This window comes from Vibrio sp. 14N.309.X.WAT.E.F5 (assembly GCF_030397615.1).
In the GTDB taxonomy this organism is placed as follows: domain Bacteria; phylum Pseudomonadota; class Gammaproteobacteria; order Enterobacterales; family Vibrionaceae; genus Vibrio; species Vibrio lentus.
On the sequence record NZ_JAPNXR010000001.1, the window covers coordinates 256,495 to 280,567 of the forward strand.

Here is a 24,073-nt window from a genome sequence, read left to right on the forward strand (position 1 = left end):
TCCTTTGCTAAGAACTTGTTTGAGCAGTATTTAATGATTGCTGTTTGGTTGATGTAAATGCAATGCAGACTATCGACAAGATGAGTGCACTCGTACTGACCATAAATAGGATGTTATAGCTGCTTAACTGTGGTGCGTAATGAGCCATAACAAAGCCAACCACGCCTTGGGAAATAGCAAAAGCCATTGTCATGGCTCCCCAAGATTTCGTATGGAGCTGTGTTCCAACGAGTTCTAAAGTGTAAGTTGATACGAGTGTGACGATACCTGGAGTAAACATACCGACGAGCAAGGACGAAACAAAAAGTGCAACGGTACCTGTGCTCAATAGTGGAAGTGCAACGCCAATCGCTTTGCAGAAAAACGCAGTTAATAACGCTCTTTTGAGTCCGATCCTATCGCCTAATACGCCTGTCACTATTGGTCCAATCGCAGCGCCGATACCAAATACGGCCCAATAAATCCCGCCACTTGATAAAGTCATTCCCAACTCACGAACAATATAGTCGACCCAAAAGAGAGTGTGAGGCAAGTAACCAATGGCGCCAAAGGTGTAGGCTAAAAGCACAAATCGAATACTGATACGTGTGCGCTTGGATAAGTCTCTAAACGAAGCTGGGCTCATCGTACAATGACTCTGTTGAACCTCAAGACTCCATGTATTCCATGTCAAAACGGTCGCTAGAAAAGCAATGGCTCCCATACCTAACCATGCACTTTCCACACTTTGATAGATAAGCAGAGGTATGATCGTTCCTGAGATCATGGCACCAAGCCCGATCCCTGAAAATACGACGCCACTGATTCTTGCTTTCATTTCTTGAGGATGAAGGCTCGCAATCATGGGTGGCGCGAGCACCATAAGAATGGCTCCCGTTATTCCCGCCATGGTTCTCAATGTTAAAAACCATTCAAAGGGGGCAGTCTTTAAGGCACAACCAAGATAACTAAAGCTGCTCAATAAAAGAGAGGCGCGTATGAGTGTGCCGGTTGAATAATATCGTTGTAAAAAGCTGGAAGCAGGAGCCCCAAAGATATAGCCAATCAGCGTTGCGGCGCCAAGGGTTGAGGCATCTTCACTTGAGAACCATCCGCTCTGTATGAGCACTGGCATCAAGGCAATGTAGGCAAAGCGTCCAATGCCATTACCGACTAATGTTGCCGCAAGCCCAGCGAAAGTGGCGCGGTTTAAGAGTTTTATTTGTTGCATGTCGCGCCTGATGTTTGTGTTTGTAACATCACGCTAACATTTTAACTTGAGTGCTCCAAATGAGTTTCTACTCTAATGTGTGGAGTTTGATGGTGATTTATATCCTCTGTAAATATCAAATCAGTCATTTACATTCTGGAATTTATTCTTTTGAACTCAGTTCAATGTTAAAAATACATAGCTTGATAGTCGATTGAATGATCAGAGAATGAAATTCGACTTATTCCAATCTTCTCGCTGCGATTGTATTCATTGATAGAGTGGTCAAAACCGTAGGCTGTTGAAGGTGCCATGTATTGAGTTACGCCTTGTTGTGTAACCGTTATTCCATCATGGCCGTGACCGCAAATAACTTCACGCACGCTATGTTTTCGAAGTCGGCTCATCACATCGACATCGTTTTCCAAACAGATGACTTTCATCCACTCAGCTCCGACTGGAATGACAGGGTGATGGATAACAATGATTGGATTATTCGCTTTTCTTAGCTGTTGTTTTAGCTTTGTCATTCCACGGTTATCAATGCGCCCTGAACCGAGTGGATGACGGCTATCAAGTGGCTTGTCGCTAGAGTCCAGAAATAGAAACTTTCGTTCATTGATAATCGCTTTATCGGTGACGACAATAGTCGAGCCTTTTAGCTCAGTACGCATTAAGCGAGAGTCGTCATGGTTGCCCGCAATCGCGTAAATGGATTGATCACCAATGTGTTGCCTAATGAACGCCTCTAATCGAACGTAGTCTCCCGACTTTGGATTACAACAAATATCACCGGTCAGGAAAATGTTCTCACAGGTTGGATCGTTAGCGACGTGTTCCAAGGCTTTACGCAGGTTCTCATAGCTAGATTCATCGGATAGGTGGCAATCACTGATTTGGTATACGGTGTTCATGGTTGTTGTCCGGTCATTACATGCACATTGTTAAAGATGATAGAAAAATGCCTGCCAAATTGGCAGGCATTTAGAGATGCTAGTTAGCTTTGGATGCTTTAGAAGCTTCGTGCTGTTCAATCATGAACGCGATTGCTTCATCGCTTAAACAAGATTTACTGACATATTGGCGCTGTTTTCCAATATGAAGGATAAAGCCGAGATCGGTCTGTTCAAGTTGGTCGATGTCACTCCAAGCGATAGTATTGGTGGCTTTGCGGTTTTTATAACTCACACCATCAATGTTCCCCGCAAAGACTACTTTGCTACCAGCGCCTGAGCTGATTTTTTGTCGCCATAGCCACCAGGTTCTTTTGCAGTACACACTGAATGCTTCAATCACACTCAAAACAATAAAGAACCAGCCAACGTAACCGTTCGGTAATAGCTCAAACTCTAATAGAACCACACCAAAAACAAGAAACAGTATTCCTTTTAAATAGGCTTTTGGAAATTGAGTCGGAAGGCTAGTTTGATCATAACACTCTGCAAAAAACGTCTTGTCGAGGGTGTATTCTGTGGTGAAACCGAGATCTTTAGACATGTGTGGCTACTTTAAGGTTCTGTGAATGTGCTTTCATTGAATGGGCATAGCTTGCCGCGGTCTTGCAGCATGAGCATTGTATCGCTTCTCGATACTTTTCTTTAGCGGTTTTGATGCTCTTTTGTAAATCAATAATACCGACACAGCGTATTCACTCTATAGCCGATGGGATTCTAACTCCGAATAATCACCGTATTTCTTCGCTCTAATCAATGACGATTTGATTTTCTTGCGACAGCAAAGTAGCTGGATGCCCCTTTGTATATCTCTTTGGCTTCCGTTATCTGGAAATCACCTTCTATTAATAAATTGTCTAAATCAGAGCTTTTGTATTGCCTGATCGTGATGGGGATGATTCCGATTTTCGAAAGTATTCTAACCAGGTGAATCTGCATGCTAATCAATAAAGACTTCCTTCCCCCTAGACAAGGTGTGGTCGAAATCAATAGCCCATTAGGCTTTAGTAGCTCATGTATTCGTTGAACGACATGATGGGGGTTATCAACAGTGTGTAATATGTTAAAAGCGAAGATCACATCAAATGACTCATTTTTGTATTCGTTGTCAAAGATAGTAGCTTGGGCTAAATGGACATTTTCTATGTTGTTATTAGCGACTTTATTTTTTGCCGCTTCGACCATCTCTGCTGATATATCAATGGCATGAATTTCCTTAACATGGCTCGCTAACTCGCATGATTTTGTGCCTGTTCCACATCCATAATCCAGTACCACATTGCTAACATTGAGGTGCTTTTTGGCATCTTCTCTTGTCATGTTATGTATGTATTCAAAGCGAGCCTCAGACTTGTCATAACCTTTTGACGCCTTATTCCAGAAGTTTTCAGTCTTGTTCATTACCTACCACCTTTCAGTTTCGTTAAACCATACATCTGTTGCCTGAGTTGGATCTTGATGAGTTGAAATTCACCAATTAACTACATTCTATCGATGCTATTATGGATTGGTAGGGGCGAAAATGCATAAAAGGTATTCATATGCGAATAGATTGGAAGGCAGTAGATTTTGATTGGAATCATGCGAGAGCTTTTCTTGCAACAGCTGAGTTGGGTTCTTTGTCAGCGGCAGCGAAGGCTTTAAATAGCTCTCAGCCAACGTTGAGTAGGCAAGTCAACGCATTGGAGAAGCAACTTAAAGTGGCTCTATTTGAGCGTGTAGGTAAAGGGCTTGAGTTAACGCCAAGTGGTGTCGAATTGGCTGAGTGTGTCAAGAGTATGGGGAATGCTGCCGCCCATTTATCCCTGACAGCTTCTGGGAAGTCAGAGTTATTAGAAGGTTCGGTTTGCATCAGTGCATCAGAGAGTATGGCGGTTTATGAGTTGCCTGCGATCATATCGAAGTTGAGGTGTATTGAACCCAAAATTACGATTGAACTGGTCGCATCTAACGGGAGCAGTGATTTGAAACGCAGGGAGGCCGATATTGCTATCCGATCTTACAGACCTGAGCAGTTAGACTTAATCGCTAAGAAGCTCCGAAATGACCATTTCTACCTTTATGCGACAAGCTCCTATCTTGATTCAATCGATAATCCGCAAGCTTTGTCTGATTTTAATCATGCTGCTTTTATCGGCCCATCTGATTATCAAGACATTATTTCGATGTTAAATCGACGCGGTTTAAGCCTTACCACTGAGAGCTTTCCAGTGACGACAAGCAATCACACGGTCTATTGGGAGTTAGTCAAACAAGGCGTTGGTATTGGTTTTTTTCAAGAAAGCTTGGTTCAACCTGCAGATGGTGTAGAGAAAGTCCTGCCGGAATTGGGGGCTGTCTCAACGGAGCTTTGGCTTGTGACTCATCGTGAACTTAGAACCAATCGGAGAATCCAATATGTCTTTGAATTTTTGAGTAAAGAATTATCAAAATAGTATTGATAGGAAGAAGTAAGGAGCTTAATTAACCTTGAAGCTCCTGTTGTTGATCTTCTATCACTGAAGCAACCACACAAGTTCGCTAGCTCTCATAAAGTGACCAGTTGAGGAAGTGGGAGGCGTTCGTTAACCTGATCTTCATTGCGTTCTATTTACCTTAACGCCTGTTATAAATTATCTAATTTAATTAAACACAGGGTGGCCATAAAATACGAATCAAACGGCTAGAGGGGATAGAAGATGATTGGATCAGTGCACAATGATGAACTCGATAGATACATTGAAGAATTAGATTTAAACCTCACGAAGGATGAGGTTCGTGAGCTTGGCTGGCAACAAAGTAGGGCAATGCCAGAAAATGAAAAGACTGAATTAGGGGCGAGGTTCTTTTTCTCTTTCTTCGGGTTATGTGCGTCTGCTTGTCTTGCTCTTCTGGTGTACATCTCTTGAAAATAAACAGAACAATGACGACGTACAACCAGCATGGGACGTTCGATTGGTTCGAAGTTGATGGAGCAACGTATATCCTGTTCAAGGTAGGCGATAGCAGCGTTCTATTGAACCAGCATTACGAAGATGTCACAGAACAAAAATGTGAAATATACAGGGTGTTAGACGTTGCTCTCTGTTCTATTAATAGCAGTGTCTAGTAGCCACCGAGCGTATCTTGGGAAAGAGGCGAGAGATAAGCCTCAATTTACTCAATGCGATAATCGTTTAGAGCCAAGGATGACAAAAAAGCCCACATTTCTGTGGGCGAAATAACTTAAGCTTTTGGTGTCCATGTTTGTTCGTAAACACGCATTAAGTTACCACCGAATAGTTTAGCAAGGTCTTCATTTGAGTAACCCATTTCCCATAAAGCATCGACAACACCTGCAATGTGTTTTGACAGCTCTGCACAGCCTGTCGCGCCTTTGTTGAATGCTTCTACCATGTAGCCGTTATCAGCGTACTTGTCAGCATTAGCGACGGCAAAAGGTACCACTTTCGCTGTTGTCATCATGTCATCAGTTGCGATGCCGACGTGGTCAATACCTGCTACTTTTACCGCACCATCAATCATCTCTGCAAATTGTTGTGGTGAGATGTCTGCAGGCCAAACGCCGTCCATCATGAATTCTGTCGCAGTAACTGCAACGACACCGCCCATTTCGGCAACAGTCTCCGCTTGCTCATCAGAAATTAATCGGTAGCATGCAGATAAACGGTAATCGGGGTGGTCCTTTTGTAGGTTTTTCTCTGCCATACGCTGCTTCGTTTCACTCAGTGTTTCGTGAGGCTTACAGCCGTAAGTTGATGCAACTGGCGAATGCGAATAGATAACTGGCACACCTTTATGGTGTTTCTGCATGTAGTCGGTAATATCTTCAGTTGTGTAGTGAGACGTATGAGAGAGATCAACCGTGATGCCGTGTTTCACCATTTCATCAATTACTTCTTTACCAAACTCGGTTAGGCCTGATTTATCACCGTTTATCATGGAGATAACACCAGAACCTGTAAGCTCTGTCTCGTTGTAGGTGAGTTGCATTGTTTTGATGCCGTGTTCAGCCATGACTGCAACATTTGAAGCATCACCTTCCAAAGGCATGGTTGTTTGGCTTGCCCACATTATCGCGTATTCACCGTTGTCATGAGCCAGTTGGAAGTCTTCAACACTCTCAACATAACGAATTGGTGTCTTGGCAGACGCTGATGCTTTTGTCCACTTCGCATGTTCAGATTTAAATGCCAACATGTTTGGTGTGTGAGGTGCAGCAATCGTTACTGATGCACCTGTTATGCCACGCTCATGAGCAAGGTCGATATAGCGAGCAACATCAGAATCTTCAGTGAAGCCAACAGCGCTAGGAGAGGCATAAAAGTCCAACACAATGGTTTCTTGTGCGAATTTCTGCGCTTCTGGCGAAGCAAATTCATGCCAATCTAATGTTTCAATAGATGCGTTTACACCAGTGGATAGTGATGCGATTGTTGCGGCTAGGATTAATTTTTTCATGATGTAACCTCTACATTAGTTAGCGAGTTAAGTGCGCTGTTGATGTAGGAGATAATAAAGGAACCCAGCACTGAAAATGTGCATTTCGCGACATGGTTGTGTTCTTCTTGTTAATCGGATTACGGAGAGATAAAACTATGGTTTTGCGATAGCGAGGTCTTTTGCTATTGATTGCGGCGATTGCTTTTATAGGTAACTAACAGGTTCCCGAACAGCATCACTACGCCACCAATGATGAGTGCGGGCGTTAATGGCTCGTCATACAGCAGAATGCCGACAACGGCGATAGCGGGTAGGCGGAAGAAATCGAGTATCATCACCAAAGTGACTTCGGCGTTCTTCATGGCTTTGGTCAAACAATAGTGAGCGGAGAGTGCCGAAAGGGCGACGAGCAACAGCCAAACCGATTCTAACGCTGATGGCATTTTCCATGTTTGCCAAGAGAGAACCAAGCCTATGGGCAGTTGAATTAAGCACATGTAGAACAGAATAGTAAGCGGAGCCTCGGTACTGGCTAATGATTTGGTCGAGGTATGCGCCACCGCGTAACAAAATGCTGCGCACAACACGACAATAGCTCCGGCATTCATGACATCTTGAGTCGGTTGAACAATGATGACAACGCCGAGTAACCCTAATGCGATAGCCATCATCTTCTTAAGTGTCAAGCTTTCACCCAGAAAGAGACTTGCCAGTAATGCCGTCCAAAGTGGGACCGTGAATTCGAGCGCAAACACTTCCGACAAAGGAAGTAGCCCAATTCCAACAAACCAGCCAAATTGCCCACCAAAATGAAAGACATTACGCAGGCTATGCAAGGGGAGTCGGTTTGTCGAAAACAGCTCCTTTTTCTTAGACGCGAAGATCAAAAATGACACGACGCATAAACCAATGACACTTCGTACAAGTAACACTTGGTAAGTACTGATGTTGCCACTGAGCTCTCGCGCACCGATGGCCATCAAACTGAATGATATCAGTGTGCCTATCATCCAAAGAATCGTTGATGAGATAGTGATTTCCCTCGTGTGCGTATCAGATTGCCATACTTAGTGATTGTTCAGAGTTTAACCGCTGCATTCAATTGATATCCAATGTTTTATGAGATTTTGCCTATTCATCGTTAAGATCTCTACAAACAGTAAATCTAATTTTTCACGCGATAGTTATTGGCATATGCTAATAATGAGGCGTATGCTGAACTCCTAATCATCAATAACAGGAAGTTACCATGTTATACGCAGTACCTTGTCGCGACCTTCATGTCGGTAACCACTTTGCTCGTTCTCCGCAGATAGCCATTGTCGATGAACAACAACAAATAAAGCAGCTTATTCCTTTGGTTGAGTCGGACAGCCCGTGCAATAAGAAGAAACAATGGATGTCTGTCGTTAAATCTTACGATGTGAAGGCTGTAGTTGTCCGTCACATAGGGAAGAAGATGCTAGCGCACTTGTTCAATAACGATATTCGAGTTTTTGCATCGACAGGAAAGGCGGAAGTTGCCACGCTGGATTTCAGCAATCTGCAAGAAGTCACTGACCTCGATTATGGTCGAGAGCCCAGAAATAGCGGCTGTCGCGAGAAAACGTGCGGTGACAAAGGGCACAAGAAAGAAACGTCGATTCACACGCCACGGTCGAATAGGTTCAGTGTTATTCGAGGTGTTCGTAAATGACTTTCTTACTCACGCTACTGGGTTTTGTTGGGATCGTTTTTCTGATGGCGATAGGCGTGATTTTTTCACGTAAGCCAATCAAAGGCAGTTGTGGAGGGCTCGCGCAGTTAGACATTGAGCGCGAATGCAATTGCAAGGATGTGTGCGAAGAGCATAGCCGAACGTTGTATCAGATTACTGAGCCATCAGCTAAGTCTTGGGAATGAGTGGTCTTACGCTAAATCATTTCTGGTTAGGACACGAGTTAAGCGCCTTGAATGACCAACGCATGGCCGTTGACGATGCATTTGGCGACTTTGGCTCGTGCACGCTTAATGATATTGCCGAACGTTTGGCGAGATACCTGCATCTGTTCGGCGGCTTCAAGCTGGCTCAATCCTTCTTGATCAGCCAAGCGTAAGGCTTCTAACTCTTCTAATAGCAGTTCTTCTTTATGAAGCTCGTCCATAGGAACGCCATTAGGCTTAAAACAAGAGTAAGCCGCACGGGTACATAACTGGCGATGTTTTTTTGGTCGAGCCATATCAATCTCTAGGAATCTAAGGGTAAAAAGGAATAAGGGTAGTATGAAGGTTTTCATTCCTCACAACCATCGGCGCTGCCAAGTATGCAGCCAAGGTTTTTTCGCAGACAGCCCCATTTGTTTTGAAGCCGTTGGCGAGCGCGAGACTTTAGTCAATCATAAAGCCTTGGCCAATCATGAAGCTTCAATTAAGAGTGAAGCTTTAGTTAAATATGAAACCAGAGCCAAGATTGTACCAACAGATAAAGCTGAGGGCTACGATGGCATCATGCAAGGTGGCATTGTTACTACATTACACGACAGCGCGATGCTGCATTGTTTGTTCCAAAATAGTATCAATGCAATGACGGTGAGTTTAACGTCTCGCTTTCATCATCCAATAGCCATTGGTCAAGAGTTAGAAATTCACGCTCAATGGGTCAAAAGCCGACGCAACATTCACTTCTTAGAGAGCAAAATCACTCAGAACGGAAAACTGTGTTCATCGGCACAAAGCCAGTTTTTGTCTTAGGTTTTAGCCATTAGGTGTCAGGTAACACGTAATAGGTCTCGGAGTTGGTGGAAGGTGTATGGGATGAATTCGGCAGGGTATTCAAATCGAACGTTATTTCAGGTTTTCATTATACAAACGTTGATACTCTCTGGGTGAATAACCTGTGCTTTTGTTAAAGGTTGTTGAGAAAGTCGCCAAGCTTTCATAGCCGACACTCATGCAAACATCGGTGACAGAATGGCCCTGTTTCAAGAGTTCTTTGGCTTTGGAAATACGCATGTCTTTCAGGTAGTTCCTAGGTGTCACGCCATATACCTGTTTGAATACACGAATGTAGTGGAACCGAGACATAAATGCAGCTTTGGCTAGGTCATCTAAGTCTATTTTTTCTGGATAATACTCTTCTATGAATCGCTTCGATTGTCTGATGAGCACGTAATGTTTGGCAGGAAGTGATATCTCACTGTCCAAGCGGTCGAGCTCTTGTTCATAGAATGTTTTAGGGGGTGATGACATTGCTCGTTAACCCGTTATTGGATAGACACTTATTTATATTAGTCTTGTTCAGTACGAAAGAGGCAGAACGACCAACAGGTGATACCTTTGGCAGCACCTGTTGGTTGAATGAGCTGAGTGTTATAGCAGTTGCATCAACTGGATATAGTTACCACAGGTGTCGTCTAAGACGGCGATCATCACGCTTCCTGCTTCTCTTGGGGTAATGGAGAACTCGACTCCTAGAGCGACCAATCTTTCGTATTCTGCGTTTACGTCATCGACAGCAAATGATGTCCAAGGAATACCGGCTTCTTTCAATGAATCTTGGTATTGCTTAGCGGGTTCGAAAGCCATTGGCTCAAGCAGAAGTTCAACGCCCGATTGTTCTTGTGGTGACACAACCGTTAACCATTTGTGCTCACCAAGCGGAACTTCTGTCTTCTTGATAAAACCCAGAATATTGGTATAGAAATCCAGTGCTTTGTCTTGGTCTTCAACGGGAACACTTGTTACGACGATTTTCATTGCGAACTACCTTTAATTGTTGGGAACAGCAAAAAGAATAACCAGAAGGCGGTGACAATACTTATTCTATATTGCTTTTATGGAAGTGTAGAGTCGGTTTTGTTCTATCGTTTGTACTTTGTTAAGCCGATTCTTTGCACAATAAATAGGGTTCTCTATAGTTAAAGTTATAACTATAAAAGCTAGGGCAGTATTGAATTTATCATAAACTTTCTTCACTTCTGATCGCGCTGATGTGTGTTCATTAGTCGAGCCTTCGTATTCAATTCATTGCTGCCTTCTTCTGGAGGGCTGCTGATGCACAAATTCTTCAAATCGACACTCCGATACAGTGTCACTTCAATCGTTTCTCTTTTTCTATTCTTCAGTACTTTTGCTTCTTCTTCTCCACTTAAAGTCGGTGTGTACCCGTGTCCGCCTTTTGTGATCAGTTCGATGGAAAGTCAATGGAATGGCCTGAGTGTCGAGCTTTGGGAACAAATCGCCAAAGAGATGGACGTTGAATATACGATAGAGAATCACCGCTTGGATGAACTACTCAATGCGATTGAAACCGAGCAAATCGATATCGGAGTCTCTTGCATTTCAATCACCCCAGAGCGTGAGCTGTTTGCTGACTTTTCCCATTCCTTTTACGAAACTCACCTTGCCATCGCAGTGAAGAAACAGGGCTACCTTCATACCTTGCACGCCATTTTCTTAAACCCTGCATTGTGGGTGATCATTGGTGTTATCGTTTTTATCTCTGGGGTCATTGGCGCATTTTTCTACGTGTTGGAGCACGGTGAGAATGAAAAGCTCTATTCGATGAAAAGCCGTACTGGTCGTTGGTTAGAAAGCTTCATACTTGGCTTACTGTTCATCACTCGAGGCCCATTCAATTACTTTGAGTTTAAGAGCTTAACCGGACGAATTGCCACAGTATTCATTGGTGTATTGAGCATGCTATTTATTGCCAGTATTACTGCGGTATTAGCCAGCAAGCTTACGCTTAGCCAAGGCTCTTCCCATATTAAAGGCGTGAATGATCTCGCGGATGTAGAAGTAGGGGCAAAAGTTGCGACGACCTCTTCTTTGATGCTCACTAGCTTTGGTATTCGACACAAGAGTTATGTGGATATGCCGAGACTGTTGGCGGCTTTAGAGGAAGGTGAAGTTGACGCCATCGTAGCCGATGATGTGGTACTCAAATATATGATCGGTAATGGCAGAATAAGTGGACAGTTCGATGATCTAGAGGTGTTACCGTATCAGTTAGAAAAGCAGAATTATGGATTTATCATTACTGAAAATAACTCATACGAAGAAGAGATAAACCGTGCGCTGCTGAAAATTCGTGAGTCGCGTAAGTGGCGTAAAATTTTGGTCGATTATTTTGCGGATCAATAACCGACATCTGCTGCTTACTTCGACGTTTTCTGGGTTCTTTCCACTACAGTTGGTCTGAACTAGAAGCTTTGTTCTTTTTGAAATATTTGAACGCTGTCCAAACGGCATAAGCCGAAACACCGACAATCAATGCTGATCGAAGGAGAATAGGGGCATCATGCTCAAGTTGACTAACGTGCGGCCCAATACTGGCAAATAATCGACTGGTAAAAAGCAGCCCCATTACTAACATAATAACTTTATTCATGTGACCTACCATTCAATCAGATGCGTTACACAGAACACGTTATGGGCGGGTTAGGCTATTAATTCGGCCAAAACTATTCTGCTCGGAAATAAAAGCATGCGCTTCTCAAACGCGCCCGTCAACGCGATATCAGTCAAAAGCCAGTAAGCTAAAATTTCGTTTTTGGAAGTGATTTATTCTTCAAAGGAAATGAGATTCAGAAATACCGATGAAGCATCACGCTCTTTACGATGAATTTGATTCTTCCATTTATTATTCTGATTTATGATCGCATGCAATCTTAGGGGGACAAATGTCCTCCTTTTTGTTTCTGTCAGCGCAATAAGATAGGTGCTACTAAAAACAAATAATAAAGGACATCCCTATGGACCTATTCGCCCTACTTGATATCAACAATACTCTAGTCAATATCCCAATAGGGGATGGCTATGCAATGAGCTGGATCGAAGCATTCGGCACTGTGTTTGGCCTGCTTTGCATTTGGTTTGCGAGCCAAGAGAAAACCATTAACTATCTGTTCGGATTACTGAATGTCACCTTATTTGCGGTTATCTTTTTCCAAATTCAGTTATACGGACTGTTACTTCTTCAACTCTTTTTCTTTTGCGCTAACATTTACGGCTGGTACGCATGGACACGCCCTAATGAGCAAGGGGAAACGCTAGAAGTTCGTTGGTTGAGCCAAAACAAGCTGATGGCAACAGCCGCAGCGTGTGCGATTTCGATTGCACTGCTTACTATGTACATCGACCCATTCTTTTTTGCGCTGGCAAACATCGCGGTTGATAGCCTGAATCTATTTGGTGCGGACTTAGCTGAACCTGTTCTTGAACCTGATGCGTTCCCATTCTGGGATGCGACCATGACTATTCTATCGATTGTTGCCCAAGTTCTCATGACTCGTAAGTATGTTGAAAACTGGATACTGTGGATTGTGATTAACATTATCAGTGTTGGTATTTATGCTACGCAGGGCGTTTACGCAATGTCCGTTCAATACGCTATTTTGATGTTTATTGCGGCGAATGGTACTCGTGAGTGGGCACGCACAGCAAAACGAAACAGTGATAAGTCACTGACTCAAGCAACGGTTTCTTAGGAGTTAAGATGGCAAAGCAACCTCATATTGGCGTTGATGAAACGCAAATTGCTCCGTTGGTTATTGTTTGTGGCGAGCCTGATAGAGCAAACCGTATCGCGAGTCTGCTTGAGCACGCTGAGCTAGTCGCCGAAAACCGTGAATATCGAATTTTCACTGGTACTTATCAAGGCAAAGCGGTATCGGTTTGTAGTACGGGGATCGGTGCGCCTTCAATGATCATTGCGGTCGAAGAGCTCAAGTTTTGTGGTGTCACTCATATTGTAAGAGTCGGCTCTGCGGGTGCGATGCAGTCCCATATTGGACTTGGTGAGTTGATTGTCGCAGAAGGTGCGGTTCGTGATGAGGGAGGCTCTGCGGCTTACGTTAAACCGTCGTATCCCGCTTATGCAAGCTTCTCCCTGCTCAAAGAGCTAGATGGGTTCTTGCAGGAGCAATCAACACCTTACTATTTAGGAACGGTGCGCTCACACGACAGCTTTTATACCGATGATGAACAGGCGATATGTCAGTATTGGAATGGTAAAGGCATTTTGGGGGCAGACATGGAAACATCGGCACTGTTTACGGTTGGGCGCTTGAGAGGAGTTAACGTCGCCTCCATCCTGAACAATGTGGTTTTGTACGAACAAGATGTAAAAGACGGTGTTGGACAGTATGTCGATGAAGCAAAAGTGATGATGAAAGGTGAACGACTTGCATCATTAGCGGCGTTGGAAGCGTTAATCGCTCAGTAAGAGCAGCAATAAACTGAAGATAAAAGCGATGGGAGACCGTCGCTTTTTTTATTGTTCTCTCCATTGGTTTAAGCCGCTACAATCGCAATAACATCAACAGCAGTTCATGCAATGAGAGACAGTTAGTATGAAGATCGAACCATACTCAAGCGGACGTTTTAAAAACTACCTAGAACAGAAAAGTTCTGAGTTTAAAGCTCTCATCTACCAACACCAAGTGAGTTCGCGTTATTTTGATAAGAATGACGAAATTTTGCGTCAAGGAGAGCAGCTTCAGTATCTCTATGTTGTACCGGCAGGGCGAGTTTCTATGAGTATCTCTGCGGCTAATGGGCGACGCTTTCAACTGGGGGAAGTGAATTGCGACTATCATATCTTTGGCGAGATGGAGTTCTTCACTCAAACGCCTTGTCAGTGGAATGTCGTCACAGATGAACACATGCAGGTTGATGTTATCTGTATCCAGAAACTATCAGAAGCGTTACATGAAAACCCGGAGATGATGTTTTTTTTCGCTTCAGCATTGGCGGAAGATTACCAAGACTCGATGGGCATTTACACCAATCGCCTTTTACACTCGATTACCTACAATATCGCCTACGATTTGTTGGTACAAAGCCACACCAATACCGTGTTAGGTGGCTTCGATAAAGTGAATCAAGAGGCCGAACGTTTCGGTACATCGAGCAGAGTATATCGCAGAGCAGTCAAAGACTTACTCGATAAAGGCTTCATCAAGAAAGGGCAACAAGGGTTGGAAATTATCGACCAACAAGCACTTCAAGCCTTTATTGACTCTTATGAGTGAAACTCAAAGGCCCCGCGATTGCGAGGCCTCGTGTTCTATTCAACAGAATTAAATCAGCTAGCTTTTGCTAGTTGAATTGGGGTCATGTCTGTACCGTGGGTGTGCTGACTGATTACGTTATGCAGGTCTTGCTCATACTGATCTAACCAAGCATAGCGCTCACGATATAGTTTTCGTTTCTGACGTTTAAGCGGCTCTAGATCTTTCCTTGTTGACTGGATAGGCAAAGCGTAAAAACATTTGTCATGTTGCTGTCCGTCGTGCTCTTCCCACAAGCAATTATATTTGAGGCTTATCGCTTTCCCTTTCTTCCCATAGCGTAATGAGTTTGAGACATGTCCTGTTTCGTTGACTGCATAAATGTGATTAATTCCCAGGCTAGTCGCCATTAATCGAAGGGTTTCTACCATAAAGGATTTGGGTCTCAAACCATAAAATGCCTTTGTGAATGTGCGGCTGAAGCCATTGTCATTTGCTCCGCCTTGCACACCGCCAATGTAGATATCATTGTTAAAAATGGAGAATGAGATGGTGTACATTTTGTTCAACATGGAATCAGTAAGGGAGAGGGTGAGTTCGCCTTCTTTTCTCGCATTTCTTTCAAAGCTTAGGTTTAGCAAGTAGGTTTGTTCGTCGATCTCAAGCTCTAAAAGGTTAAGTCTCTCGTTATAAATTTGATGGCGCGCTTGTGTCGTGAAATTGTCTTCAAACCAATCATAATGCTTTGATAGTATTTCTATTTTTTCTTTTTTACTGAAGTCAGTACACAAGTAAGGGGTGACAAACTTAGAGAGGAAATTTGGCTGCTTTTTGAACAAGAGTTTTCTCTCGACAGAGCTGAAATTCTCATTCATTTTTTTAGTATCTGAATAATAAAAAAGTGCACGAACAGCGAACTTAACTATCGCCTTGTACTTTCCTTTATTCTTATGGACATTAGCTTCAATTCCCATGCGAACTACATTCATAATCACCTCAACAAAGAAGCACTGCACGAACACATCAGTGTCGCGATTACTTCCTTTATTCTCATAAACAACAAGGGAAATGATGATAATGAAAAGTGTCATGTGGGTATGTATGGGTATGTATAGCAATGTAACTGAATCAGTTACTTAGTGTTCAGGACTTGTGCGTTTGTCTCTATTAATCGTGAGGGGTTCTTATGGGAGAGGGGGTATTTGTTGCAGGCGCTGGTCCTTAAACAAATAATGCCACTGCAGAGCTGCAGTGGCATTTGAACGATAACAATCTATAACTCTAACAGTTTGGCCAATTCACGCTGCTCCATTAGCTCTTCAATACGTTGACGAGTTTTAGGCGTTTCGGCTTGTGCTTTAGTAGACTTGCCAGCTTTTTTACTGCGACTGGTTTTCGCTTTTTCTTTTGGCGTAGTCATCGTAACTTTCCTTGTTGTATTGCGGTATTAAAGGTTGCATGCCTCTTTTAAAGCTTTACCTGCTTTAAAGGCTGGCGTTTTTGACGCTGAAATTTGAATTTCTTCTCCAGTTCGTGGGTTACGACCAGTGCGTGCTGCGCGGGCGTTCACTTTAAAACTGCCAAATCCAAGGATAGACACATCATCGCCGTTAGCAAGAGTCGTAGAAATGCCTTCAACGAGTGCATTTAGCGCTGTGCCCGCTTGGTCTTTTGAGATGTCTGCAGAAGTCGCGATGTGTTCAACTAATTGAGATTTGTTCATAATCTATATTCCTTATTGAGTACGGCTGGCGTCTACCTTTAGCACCTAGCTGATACGATCTTATCAATAGCAATTGAGATAATGTCAGTGATTGGGTAGGGCTTTGTAAAGTAACCAACAAAATTGACTATAAAAGCATCTGTCGGTTCAATCAATGAAATTCGTTGATTATTATGGATTTAGAGCGAGTTACTTGACCTAATCTAAGAAAACGGGCCTCGAATCATAAATGTGATTCATTTGATCAACCAAAGATGAAATCCCATCGAGCGACCAACGAGAGAGTAAAACGAAAAAGCTCAGCAAGTGTGCTGAGCTTTTGGTGTTTTTCTAAGATCGTTCGGTAAAAGCTACTTAGTAATGAAGATCTGTTCCGTTTCTAATGATGTCATGTCGCGCACTTGGCGCCAGATATAGTAGAAAATACCTAACATCATCAGAAGGCTTGGGATAGCGATTGCTGGGTAGCTGTAAAGTGTCAGCTTACCAAGTTCTTCATTGAAGGCGACTGTGCCTGCTGGGCTGGTGACAATCCAAGTCGCTAGAAAGTAGTTCATCGCAGAAGAGAAGGCGAACGTGCTTGCGAATAGGTAATTTGATGTCATGAGGCAACGATCAAACTTAGCTTGGTTGCCAAACTGTCTCAAACGCTCTTCAATCAGAGAGATATTTAGTAGTGCCGGAGTGAAGATGACTTTTTGGATAAATGGGTAGCGAGTAAACGTAGAGCCAAGTACCGCTAAACCAATTAGGCCGGGGATTAATGCTTCTTTGAGTGCCAACCAACGAGTATCGAGTTCAAAGAAACCAATGCCGCCCGTTAATAACACACTCACAAAGCCCAGCGCCGCGATGAAGTTAAACTTCTTGTTGCGGATGAGTTCCATACCACCGTAAGCAATAGGGAAGGCAAGTGCGACAAGCAATGCTAAGCCAGTTCCGAGATGCTCCTCTCCACTGAACTTCATTAAGATGAATGAAGGAAGAAAGACGTTAAACACGACTTCAAAAAGAGGGTTCGATTTTTTGTTTTCTGTATTACTCATAATTTCTAAATACATTATGTTATGGATTTATTCTCAGGGATTGTTGTTTACCTCGCCCAAGATGTAAAGCCTTAAGACTTCATGCTGTGTAACGACATGTGACATCAACGACATCTTCTGGAGTGTAAGCGCTTCAATTCTCCGAAATAAATACGCTAAACACGTTACGCTCTGCGTTTCTTGAAGGCGTGCCAACCTGCACTTAAGATCGTTTTAACTACGACGCCAAGAGCACTTAATCTAGGATCGGTGTTTTTTCCTGCGGCCATTCGCCACATTTGATGTTCGTACCAAACCAATCCAACCATCGCCATTCTATCTAATGAAGGTTTTCCCGTGGTAGGCACGGTTAGTGGCATTCCGTATTCTGGGTTTTCAATTAACTTATTGGGGAAGTCAGGATCAACCGCCATGGTTCGAGCTATGCCGATAAAGTCAGTGGCGGATGTATTTAACGCGTCATTCATCGCTTGTGCGGTTCGAAAGCCACCAGTGACCACGAGAGGCGTGCTGACCAGTTTCCTCGCTTTAACCATGTAATCCATAAAATAGGCTTCACGTTTGAGTGTGCTTGCTTTTATCGGTTCACTTTTGCTCTTAGAACCCATCATTGAAGGGCTTTCGTAAGTCCCGCCTGATATTTCGATTAAGTCGATTCCGTCTTCACTCAACGCTTGTACAACCTGCATTGACTCTTCTTCCGTGAATCCACCTTTCATGAAGTCGGCACTGTTAAGCTTGATACCAACAGGGAAATCATCGCTCACTTCTTTTCGGATACCACGATAAACTTCGAGTACGAATCGAAGTCTGTTTTCCAATGAGCCGCCCCATTTATCTTCGCGTTGGTTGTGTCTAGCCGACAGAAATTGACTGACAAGGTAACCGTGAGCACCATGGATTTGTACACCAGTAAAGCCAGCTTGTTTGGCGAGTTTAGCGCTCACAATAAACTTATTAATAACGCCATGGATCTCGCTTTCACTGAGTGCTCTTGGGGTGTTGAAGCCTTTCTCTAATCCACGGCCTAATGATATAGCAGAGGGAGCGACGGGTTCATTGCATAAGAACTTAGGGATCTGCTTGCCTGGGTGGTTAAGCTGCATCCATATTTGAGAGCCGTTTTGCTTTCCAGCGTTAGCCCATTGGCGGAAAACGGTTAAATCACTTTGCTCATCCAAAACGACGTTTTTCGGTTCGCCGAGCGCATTCCTATCGACCATGACGTTACCGGTCATCGACAAACCAATCCCACCGTTCGCCCAGCGTTGATAGAGGTTAACTAAGCCGATTGTCGGGTTGTGGTGTTTGTCGCCAAGTTGTTCGCTCATCGCTGACTTAAATAGGCGATTCTTAATCACTTGGCCATTGATTAGGGTGAAAGGTTTACTGAGGTTAATAGAGTTCATGCGGTTTTGGCTGCTATGGGCTTTTTCTATGAGGGTTCTAGTATGACCTATTTGGTCTTTGGTTCCGAGCAATTAGGTTTTGTTGAACCTTGTTCTGGCTCTGTTTGGGACTTTATAGGCATTGAGAATAACGGGATATTCTCCCTTAAGCTCTCGCCTTAATAGGATGGAGAGAACTTAGAGGGAGTCAGAAAGAGACGGTATTAATCCACTATTTGTCGAAGAGTAGATTGAAGCTTAGCGGAACTTTATCGGAAATCGCTAGCCCGCCGACGGTTGCTGAAAGCTTGTTGAGGTTTTCCGTCGATATCCCAAAATCAGCGCCATTGACGATAATGGTTGAGGTTGAATTGACCATGACAAAACCTTCAGACGGAACGACCATCACTGGGAAGTCGATAGTTTTGGTGGTGCCGTGTAAGGTAACTTCGGCAGCGATGGTCGTAATTTGCGGGTCGCCAGATAGCATTTCAGGGTCAACCTTTCCGGAGATCTTCACCTCAGGGAAAGTCATCGATTCAAAGTAGAGCTCATTGAGTCGCTGGTCACGAATGGATACTCCAGTACTGACGGTCTTTAAGTCTAACAATATCGAAAATTGCCCGTCTTCAGTAAGCCCACCAGATAGAGGTTTTATAGACGCAGGCTCCACAACAAACTGCTTCTTAATGGTTGCGAATGTAATGTTCGATAACTTGGGATCTAACGTGTAGCCCGTTTCTGCAAAAGAGGGCGCAGAAATGAGGGTACAAAACAGACCGAGCGTAGGTATTAGTTTTTTCATAAGTGGTCACCAGATTGCTGAATTTACAGGTTTAACGTGATGGAGCCGTTCGCTTAAACAACTTCTTTGGCACATTTTTTGGAGCACATCTTTGGGAAAATAAAGATAGATAAAAGCTTAGTCTAGCATTCACCAAATTACCTGAGGAAGGTAGAGCATAGCCATATTATTGGAACCATGATCGGCTAAGTTACTTGTGTATTTTTAGTTATGTTATAACATAACTGAAAAATCACTCTTGCTGCCAATAACGAGCGTATTGGTAAAAGGGGGGACGATAAGCATGTATCAAGGAGATGACGTAATGAATGCCGTGTTAACCAAGCGTTTGGCAACCAATAGTAACCAGCCACTTAATATTAGTTCGGCTGTTAGTATCAAAGATCAGGCGAGTCACAAGGCATGCGTTAGTGCTTCGGAGCAGCCCACGGTATTAGCTGATATCTATCAAAGCGACATCAATATTGCGATTTGGCAGCGTAAGCTTGATGCTGATTTAACAGGCGACATTGGTGAGTTTATCGCGTCGAATCCAAACTTTAGTAAGTCTGTTAGCGTGTCACCCGACAACGCTTTTGAGAAATTAGAGTTTGCGACTGACGGAACGGCTTCTAAAGCGCTATTAGAAAACATGGCAGAGTTGGTGGATATGTTCTGTTGCTTGTTCGAACTTGAAGAAGTCGGGCTGCGCCTAGCCGTTCTGAATAAAGCGATGTGTCCTCGTTTCCATTTTGACCAAGTACCTTGCCGCTTAGTGACGACTTATCATGGTGTCGCGACGCAATGGTTACCTAACTACGCGGTCGACCGTTCGAAGCTAGGACGAGGAGCCAACGGACAGCCAGATTCTGCTTCAGGCTTATACACTCATGAATCTGATATTCAACAAATGGCGAGTGGTGATGTGGCGCTATTGAAAGGGGAGCGTTGGAGTGGCAATGAAAATGCGGGTCTTGTTCATCGTTCTCCCGTTACTTCATCTGACGAGACGCGATTGTTGCTGACATTAGATTTCGGTTAGTAAGCTTTTTATGAGATGAGATGAGATGAGATGAGATGAGCAAGCGGCTAAGTGCAGCTTGCTCTTATTCATTTAAGCGAAGACGCGGATACGGTGTCCGTCTGGATCAACAGCAAGGAAGTTGATGCCGTAAACCGACTCTTCTGGTTCTTGTTCAAACTGAATGCCTTTTTCTTCCCATGTTTGGTAAAGACTTTCTAGTGTCTCTTTGTCTGCAACAGGCATGGAGAGCTCTGTGCCACCACCCTTGATGTTACTTACTGGGGTTAGAACATCTGCTTGCTTGAGTGTGATTTTAACATTGTCTGCAAAGTCTAGGGCAGCAAAGGTCGGTGATAGAAGCTTTGGCTCGCAATCAAATGCTTTGGCATAAAAGTCCATGCTGCGATGAATGTCTGCAACATAAAGAACAAATGAATCAATGGTAAACATAATAGCTCCTGAACTGTTCAATTGGATTTGCCGTGTTGGTTTCAGTCAACTCGGCTTTTGTGTTGAACCCGATTTGGGACCACAGCAATGTATCGAAACCCTGTGACAGTTTTTGTCAGTAGCGAATCACTTTATCTGCAATGCCTTCCATGTTCTGCCAGTCTTTGATCAAGTCATGACGCGTACGCTGATACTTTTCCTCAAGTATTGTCCATTCGGCAATCCTGTCGAGCCTGAAGTTACGATACGCACTTCGTACTTCACACCAAGCAACCAAAACATAGTGCTGTTCGAATAAGCCAATCAACATTGGCCAAACGACTCTAGAGCTAACCTTGGCTTTGGCGTCTGTGTAATGAATTGCAGCTTTGTTTTGTTGCTTAATCGCTAACTTGATGTTCGACAGTTCGATGGATAACTCTGCGACTTCAATGATGGAAGCAACACGCACAACATCTTCACTGCGTTTGGCTTGATGGTCGGCAGGTAACACCGCAGAAATCTTGGCAATGGCATTTCTAGCCGATTCACTGAATTCACCATTGGCTTGTTTGGCTATCCATTCCGCACCAAGCCTTAATGCTTCCAATTCTCCCATTGAAAACATCATCGGAGGTAGAGTGAAGGTGGGTTTCAACTGATAGCCCACTCCTGCTTCACCATCAATTTCAGCACCTTGAGCTTGCAGCGTCACGATATCGCGATAAATGGTGCGAGTGCTTACATTGAGCTCGCTAGCCAAGTAGTCGGCAGTAACTGGGTATTTATGGCAACTTAATAGTTGGAGCAGGTCAAAGAGACGTTGGCTTCGGGACATGGGAAAACTCTGAGTACATAACGAGGTATAAGATTAATGCATTGATAACGTGAGTGCTATTTTGGTTGATGATAAATGAAGTGAGAGGCATGGCACGTAAATTCCCCTTTATTGATATTGAACCTTAGCGTATATCGTTCGTTCTTGTGAGTTGATCTGGATCTGGTTTCTGGTTCACATATATCGATAATACAATAAGTTAGCCCGTTCTATTATTTATTTTAATGTGTAAAATATATTGGCTTGCTACCGCATGGGAACGGTTCTGTTACCCACGGTTATTTATACAAAAATTATAGGTTTTCTATGTTAAAGAAACTCTCGCTTAAGAATAAGCTGGCGATCTCTGCCAGTATGGCCATCATCCTGGGGGGGATTCTGGTCGAAGCACTTTCATTTCGTGCATCATTGCAACGATTGGATACTGAAGTTGAACAACGTTTGGAAGGGGCATCCGCTTCTTACAACCAATACGTGTCAGATTGGATCTTATCCAAAGAGCGTGCGCTCACTTCTCTGTCGAAAGAGTCCAAACAAGAAAGCTTGGTAACTCACCTAAAACAGGTCCGTGATTCTGCCTCTTTTGATAATGTCTTCCTGGCATTCCCTGATGGTTCACAAAAGAATGCGAATGGTGTTGTGTTGCCACCAGGCAATGATGATCCACGCCTATGGGGTTGGTACACCAATGCGGTTGCGAACCCAAGTAAAGTGTTCATGGACAACCCAACGGTTGCGGCAGCAACGGGTGCTAACGTTGTGTCACTGGGCACCGCAATGCAATTGCATGGTCAGCAGGTTGTGTTGGGGGCGGATGTTGAAATTACCGACATTCTAAACAGTCTTGAAAAAGTGATTCTTCCGGGTGAAGGCTACATGTTCATCGCGACGAATAAGGGCACGGTTTACACGCACGCCGACACCAAGCTATTGAACAAGAATATCAGTTCACTTGGGTTGGATTTTTCTGATGTACAAAAGGCGTTGGTAAGCGGGAAAGACACTTCGATAGATTTAAACGGCAGCGACTATGTTCTGTATGCGCGTGCGATCGATGGAACAAACCTGATTACCATCAGCGTGGTTAATCATGATTCGTTGGTTGCACCGTTATTTGATGCGGTGATCGGTCAAGTGTTGGTGACACTGTTGGTTGTGATCGTATGTACCATATTGTTCAATCTTCTGTGTACGATTCTATTCCGTCCGCTTAATCATGTATCTCAAGCCTTGGCACAAATTGCCAATGGTAGCGGTGATTTAACTCAACGAATTCATGTTGAAAACCAAGACGAAGTGGGTGAACTGGCTCATAACTTCAATACCTTTGTTGGCAGCTTGCAGCAGTTGATTGGTCATATTCGTGGACAATCAGAACAGCTAAACAGCCAGTCGGAGCAAAGTGCCCAGCGCGCAAATCGTTCTGTGGACGAACTTAACCACCAACAGCAAGAAATTACTATGGTGGCGACGGCGGTAACTGAAATGGCCTGTGCAACTCAAGAGATTGCATCGCATGCCGAACAAACCGCGAAAGCTGCACAAGACTCAGCGACAAGCACTAACAGTGGTCACGCTCTGGTTGTCGATACTAAAGGTTCTATCAATAACCTAGCCAATGAAGTGAATGAAGCGGGTAACGTGATCAGCGAGCTAAACAAGCATGCTCAAGAGATCTCGACAGTATTAGCGACAATCCAAGGCATTGCTGAGCAAACCAACTTACTTGCTTTGAATGCAGCGATTGAAGCCGCTCGTGCCGGTGAACAAGGCCGTGGTTTTGCTGTGGTAGCAGATGAAGTACGTGTGCTTTCTCAACGCACGCACTCTTCAACGGAAGAGATCAAATCAACGATTGATATTCTACAGCGCACAACGACCCAAGCCGTTGAGTTGATGGAGAGCAGCTCTAAACTGGCAATACATTCAGTAGAAGATGCAGACAGAGCTTCGCACGCGCTTGAAGAGATCAATACTGCAGTTGCTTTGATCAGCGATATGGCGACTCAAATCGCGACTGCCGCTGAAGAGCAAACGCACGTGACGGGTGAAATTACCCAGAACATTACGACCATTAAAGATGTCACTGACCACTTAGTTGTGGGCGCGCAGGACAGCTTAACTGAGTCGAACGAACTTAAGAGCCAAGCCGCTGGTTTAAGTGACAAAGTGGCGACTTTTAAGCTTGCTTAACGGTTTCATTCACTGATGCCTGATCAGTGAGTAATCGGTAAGCAATAAGCCAAAGCGACGTAGATTACGTCGCTTTTTTTGTGTCTGAAG

29 protein-coding genes are annotated in these 24,073 nt (G+C 43.8%); 11 read left to right on the top strand and 18 right to left on the bottom strand.

Annotated features, from left to right (window positions below; genetic code table 11):
* Window positions 1–7 precede the first annotated feature (7 nt).
* From OW495_RS01115 to OW495_RS01130, 4 genes are all read right to left on the bottom strand, one after another.
* Entirely contained in the window at window positions 8–1,210 is a 1,203-nt protein-coding gene (locus tag OW495_RS01115; protein WP_289884468.1) for a YbfB/YjiJ family MFS transporter, read from the bottom strand.
* A gap of 167 nt (window positions 1,211–1,377) precedes the next feature.
* Window positions 1,378–2,103 (bottom strand): metallophosphoesterase, encoded by a 726-nt coding sequence (locus OW495_RS01120; protein ID WP_289884473.1) that lies wholly within the window; start codon window positions 2,101–2,103, stop codon window positions 1,378–1,380.
* A gap of 79 nt (window positions 2,104–2,182) precedes the next feature.
* A complete protein-coding gene (locus tag OW495_RS01125; protein ID WP_289884474.1) occupies window positions 2,183–2,686 on the bottom strand; it encodes a YcxB family protein in 504 nt (167 codons plus the stop codon).
* Window positions 2,687–2,895: 209 nt separating this feature from the next.
* Window positions 2,896–3,543, bottom strand: a complete 648-nt coding sequence (locus tag OW495_RS01130; RefSeq protein ID WP_289884477.1) for a class I SAM-dependent methyltransferase — start codon at window positions 3,541–3,543, stop codon at window positions 2,896–2,898.
* Between the two features lie 140 nt (window positions 3,544–3,683).
* Between OW495_RS01130 and OW495_RS01135 the strand changes: the two genes are divergently transcribed.
* Both OW495_RS01135 and OW495_RS01140 read left to right on the top strand, forming a co-directional pair.
* Window positions 3,684–4,577, top strand: coding sequence for a LysR family transcriptional regulator (locus OW495_RS01135; RefSeq protein WP_017109745.1), 894 nt, complete (start codon window positions 3,684–3,686; stop codon window positions 4,575–4,577).
* Between the two features lie 243 nt (window positions 4,578–4,820).
* Window positions 4,821–5,030 carry a hypothetical protein gene (locus OW495_RS01140; RefSeq protein ID WP_289884479.1) on the top strand — a complete coding sequence of 70 codons (210 nt, stop codon included), beginning with the start codon at window positions 4,821–4,823 and terminating at the stop codon, window positions 5,028–5,030.
* 316 nt (window positions 5,031–5,346) lie between these two features.
* Here OW495_RS01140 and OW495_RS01145 read toward each other — a convergent pair whose 3' ends face one another.
* Together OW495_RS01145 and OW495_RS01150 are read right to left on the bottom strand one after the other, a co-directional pair.
* Window positions 5,347–6,582, bottom strand: a complete 1,236-nt coding sequence (locus OW495_RS01145) for a membrane dipeptidase (protein ID WP_289884481.1) — start codon at window positions 6,580–6,582, stop codon at window positions 5,347–5,349.
* 164 nt (window positions 6,583–6,746) lie between these two features.
* On the bottom strand, window positions 6,747–7,574 hold the full coding sequence (locus OW495_RS01150) for a DMT family transporter (protein WP_102558213.1): 828 nt from the start codon (window positions 7,572–7,574) through the stop codon (window positions 6,747–6,749).
* A gap of 239 nt (window positions 7,575–7,813) precedes the next feature.
* On the opposite strand from OW495_RS01150, the gene OW495_RS01155 reads away from it, so the two are divergent.
* Complete coding sequence (locus OW495_RS01155) at window positions 7,814–8,260, top strand: NifB/NifX family molybdenum-iron cluster-binding protein (protein WP_065103687.1); 447 nt, start codon at window positions 7,814–7,816, stop codon at window positions 8,258–8,260.
* On the top strand, window positions 8,257–8,466 hold the full coding sequence (gene nqrM / locus OW495_RS01160) for a (Na+)-NQR maturation NqrM (RefSeq protein ID WP_289884487.1): 210 nt from the start codon (window positions 8,257–8,259) through the stop codon (window positions 8,464–8,466). The genes OW495_RS01155 and nqrM overlap by 4 nt, the downstream gene beginning before the upstream one ends.
* A 38-nt stretch (window positions 8,467–8,504) precedes the next feature.
* Here nqrM and OW495_RS01165 read toward each other — a convergent pair whose 3' ends face one another.
* A complete protein-coding gene (locus OW495_RS01165) occupies window positions 8,505–8,783 on the bottom strand; it encodes a DUF134 domain-containing protein (RefSeq protein ID WP_017109750.1) in 279 nt (92 codons plus the stop codon).
* 43 nt (window positions 8,784–8,826) lie between these two features.
* Between OW495_RS01165 and OW495_RS01170 the strand changes: the two genes are divergently transcribed.
* On the top strand, window positions 8,827–9,294 hold the full coding sequence (locus tag OW495_RS01170; RefSeq protein WP_289884489.1) for a PaaI family thioesterase: 468 nt from the start codon (window positions 8,827–8,829) through the stop codon (window positions 9,292–9,294).
* Window positions 9,295–9,387: 93 nt separating this feature from the next.
* Here the strand turns inward: OW495_RS01170 and OW495_RS01175 are convergent, their stop codons facing one another.
* Window positions 9,388–9,792, bottom strand: coding sequence for an AraC family transcriptional regulator (locus OW495_RS01175; protein ID WP_099166820.1), 405 nt, complete (start codon window positions 9,790–9,792; stop codon window positions 9,388–9,390).
* A gap of 120 nt (window positions 9,793–9,912) precedes the next feature.
* Window positions 9,913–10,299 (bottom strand): VOC family protein, encoded by a 387-nt coding sequence (locus OW495_RS01180; protein ID WP_017109753.1) that lies wholly within the window; start codon window positions 10,297–10,299, stop codon window positions 9,913–9,915.
* A 297-nt stretch (window positions 10,300–10,596) separates the two neighbouring features.
* Here OW495_RS01180 and OW495_RS01185 point away from each other — a divergent pair, with 297 nt between their 5' ends.
* Entirely contained in the window at window positions 10,597–11,688 is a 1,092-nt protein-coding gene (locus tag OW495_RS01185; RefSeq protein ID WP_102558210.1) for a transporter substrate-binding domain-containing protein, read from the top strand.
* A 43-nt stretch (window positions 11,689–11,731) separates the two neighbouring features.
* On the opposite strand, the gene OW495_RS01190 is transcribed toward OW495_RS01185, so the two are convergent.
* A complete protein-coding gene (locus OW495_RS01190; RefSeq protein ID WP_065103683.1) occupies window positions 11,732–11,935 on the bottom strand; it encodes a hypothetical protein in 204 nt (67 codons plus the stop codon).
* A gap of 364 nt (window positions 11,936–12,299) precedes the next feature.
* Between OW495_RS01190 and pnuC the strand changes: the two genes are divergently transcribed.
* The 3 genes from pnuC to OW495_RS01205 all read left to right on the top strand — a co-directional run bounded on the left by pnuC (window position 12,300) and on the right by OW495_RS01205 (window position 14,579).
* Complete coding sequence (gene pnuC / locus OW495_RS01195) at window positions 12,300–13,034, top strand: nicotinamide riboside transporter PnuC (RefSeq protein WP_289884502.1); 735 nt, start codon at window positions 12,300–12,302, stop codon at window positions 13,032–13,034.
* A gap of 8 nt (window positions 13,035–13,042) precedes the next feature.
* Window positions 13,043–13,771 carry a nucleoside phosphorylase gene (locus OW495_RS01200; RefSeq protein ID WP_289884504.1) on the top strand — a complete coding sequence of 243 codons (729 nt, stop codon included), beginning with the start codon at window positions 13,043–13,045 and terminating at the stop codon, window positions 13,769–13,771.
* Between the two features lie 127 nt (window positions 13,772–13,898).
* The gene (locus OW495_RS01205) at window positions 13,899–14,579 is read left to right on the top strand and encodes a Crp/Fnr family transcriptional regulator (protein WP_289884506.1); all 681 of its coding nucleotides are present in this window, start codon (window positions 13,899–13,901) and stop codon (window positions 14,577–14,579) included.
* Between the two features lie 53 nt (window positions 14,580–14,632).
* On the opposite strand, the gene OW495_RS01210 is transcribed toward OW495_RS01205, so the two are convergent.
* The 6 genes from OW495_RS01210 to OW495_RS01235 all read right to left on the bottom strand — a co-directional run bounded on the left by OW495_RS01210 (window position 14,633) and on the right by OW495_RS01235 (window position 19,520).
* Window positions 14,633–15,547 carry a VirK/YbjX family protein gene (locus OW495_RS01210; protein ID WP_133153978.1) on the bottom strand — a complete coding sequence of 305 codons (915 nt, stop codon included), beginning with the start codon at window positions 15,545–15,547 and terminating at the stop codon, window positions 14,633–14,635.
* A gap of 284 nt (window positions 15,548–15,831) precedes the next feature.
* Window positions 15,832–15,978 carry a hypothetical protein gene (locus tag OW495_RS01215; RefSeq protein WP_017106021.1) on the bottom strand — a complete coding sequence of 49 codons (147 nt, stop codon included), beginning with the start codon at window positions 15,976–15,978 and terminating at the stop codon, window positions 15,832–15,834.
* A gap of 27 nt (window positions 15,979–16,005) precedes the next feature.
* Window positions 16,006–16,281, bottom strand: coding sequence for an HU family DNA-binding protein (locus OW495_RS01220; protein ID WP_017106020.1), 276 nt, complete (start codon window positions 16,279–16,281; stop codon window positions 16,006–16,008).
* A 350-nt stretch (window positions 16,282–16,631) separates the two neighbouring features.
* Window positions 16,632–17,327: a VC0807 family protein gene (locus tag OW495_RS01225; protein WP_102513833.1), complete on the bottom strand. Its 696-nt coding sequence runs from the start codon at window positions 17,325–17,327 to the stop codon at window positions 16,632–16,634.
* A 164-nt stretch (window positions 17,328–17,491) separates the two neighbouring features.
* Window positions 17,492–18,736 (bottom strand): NADH:flavin oxidoreductase/NADH oxidase family protein, encoded by a 1,245-nt coding sequence (locus OW495_RS01230; protein WP_102513834.1) that lies wholly within the window; start codon window positions 18,734–18,736, stop codon window positions 17,492–17,494.
* Between the two features lie 211 nt (window positions 18,737–18,947).
* Window positions 18,948–19,520 (bottom strand): YceI family protein, encoded by a 573-nt coding sequence (locus tag OW495_RS01235; RefSeq protein ID WP_102513835.1) that lies wholly within the window; start codon window positions 19,518–19,520, stop codon window positions 18,948–18,950.
* A gap of 304 nt (window positions 19,521–19,824) precedes the next feature.
* Between OW495_RS01235 and OW495_RS01240 the strand changes: the two genes are divergently transcribed.
* Window positions 19,825–20,541 (top strand): DUF1826 domain-containing protein, encoded by a 717-nt coding sequence (locus OW495_RS01240; protein ID WP_102513836.1) that lies wholly within the window; start codon window positions 19,825–19,827, stop codon window positions 20,539–20,541.
* 72 nt (window positions 20,542–20,613) lie between these two features.
* Here OW495_RS01240 and OW495_RS01245 read toward each other — a convergent pair whose 3' ends face one another.
* Both OW495_RS01245 and OW495_RS01250 read right to left on the bottom strand, forming a co-directional pair.
* The gene (locus OW495_RS01245) at window positions 20,614–20,973 is read right to left on the bottom strand and encodes a VOC family protein (RefSeq protein ID WP_102513837.1); all 360 of its coding nucleotides are present in this window, start codon (window positions 20,971–20,973) and stop codon (window positions 20,614–20,616) included.
* Between the two features lie 115 nt (window positions 20,974–21,088).
* The gene (locus tag OW495_RS01250; protein WP_102513838.1) at window positions 21,089–21,790 is read right to left on the bottom strand and encodes a YafY family protein; all 702 of its coding nucleotides are present in this window, start codon (window positions 21,788–21,790) and stop codon (window positions 21,089–21,091) included.
* Window positions 21,791–22,096: 306 nt separating this feature from the next.
* Here OW495_RS01250 and OW495_RS01255 point away from each other — a divergent pair, with 306 nt between their 5' ends.
* Window positions 22,097–23,983 (top strand): methyl-accepting chemotaxis protein, encoded by a 1,887-nt coding sequence (locus OW495_RS01255; protein WP_102513839.1) that lies wholly within the window; start codon window positions 22,097–22,099, stop codon window positions 23,981–23,983.
* The last annotated feature ends 90 nt before the right edge of the window (window positions 23,984–24,073 follow it).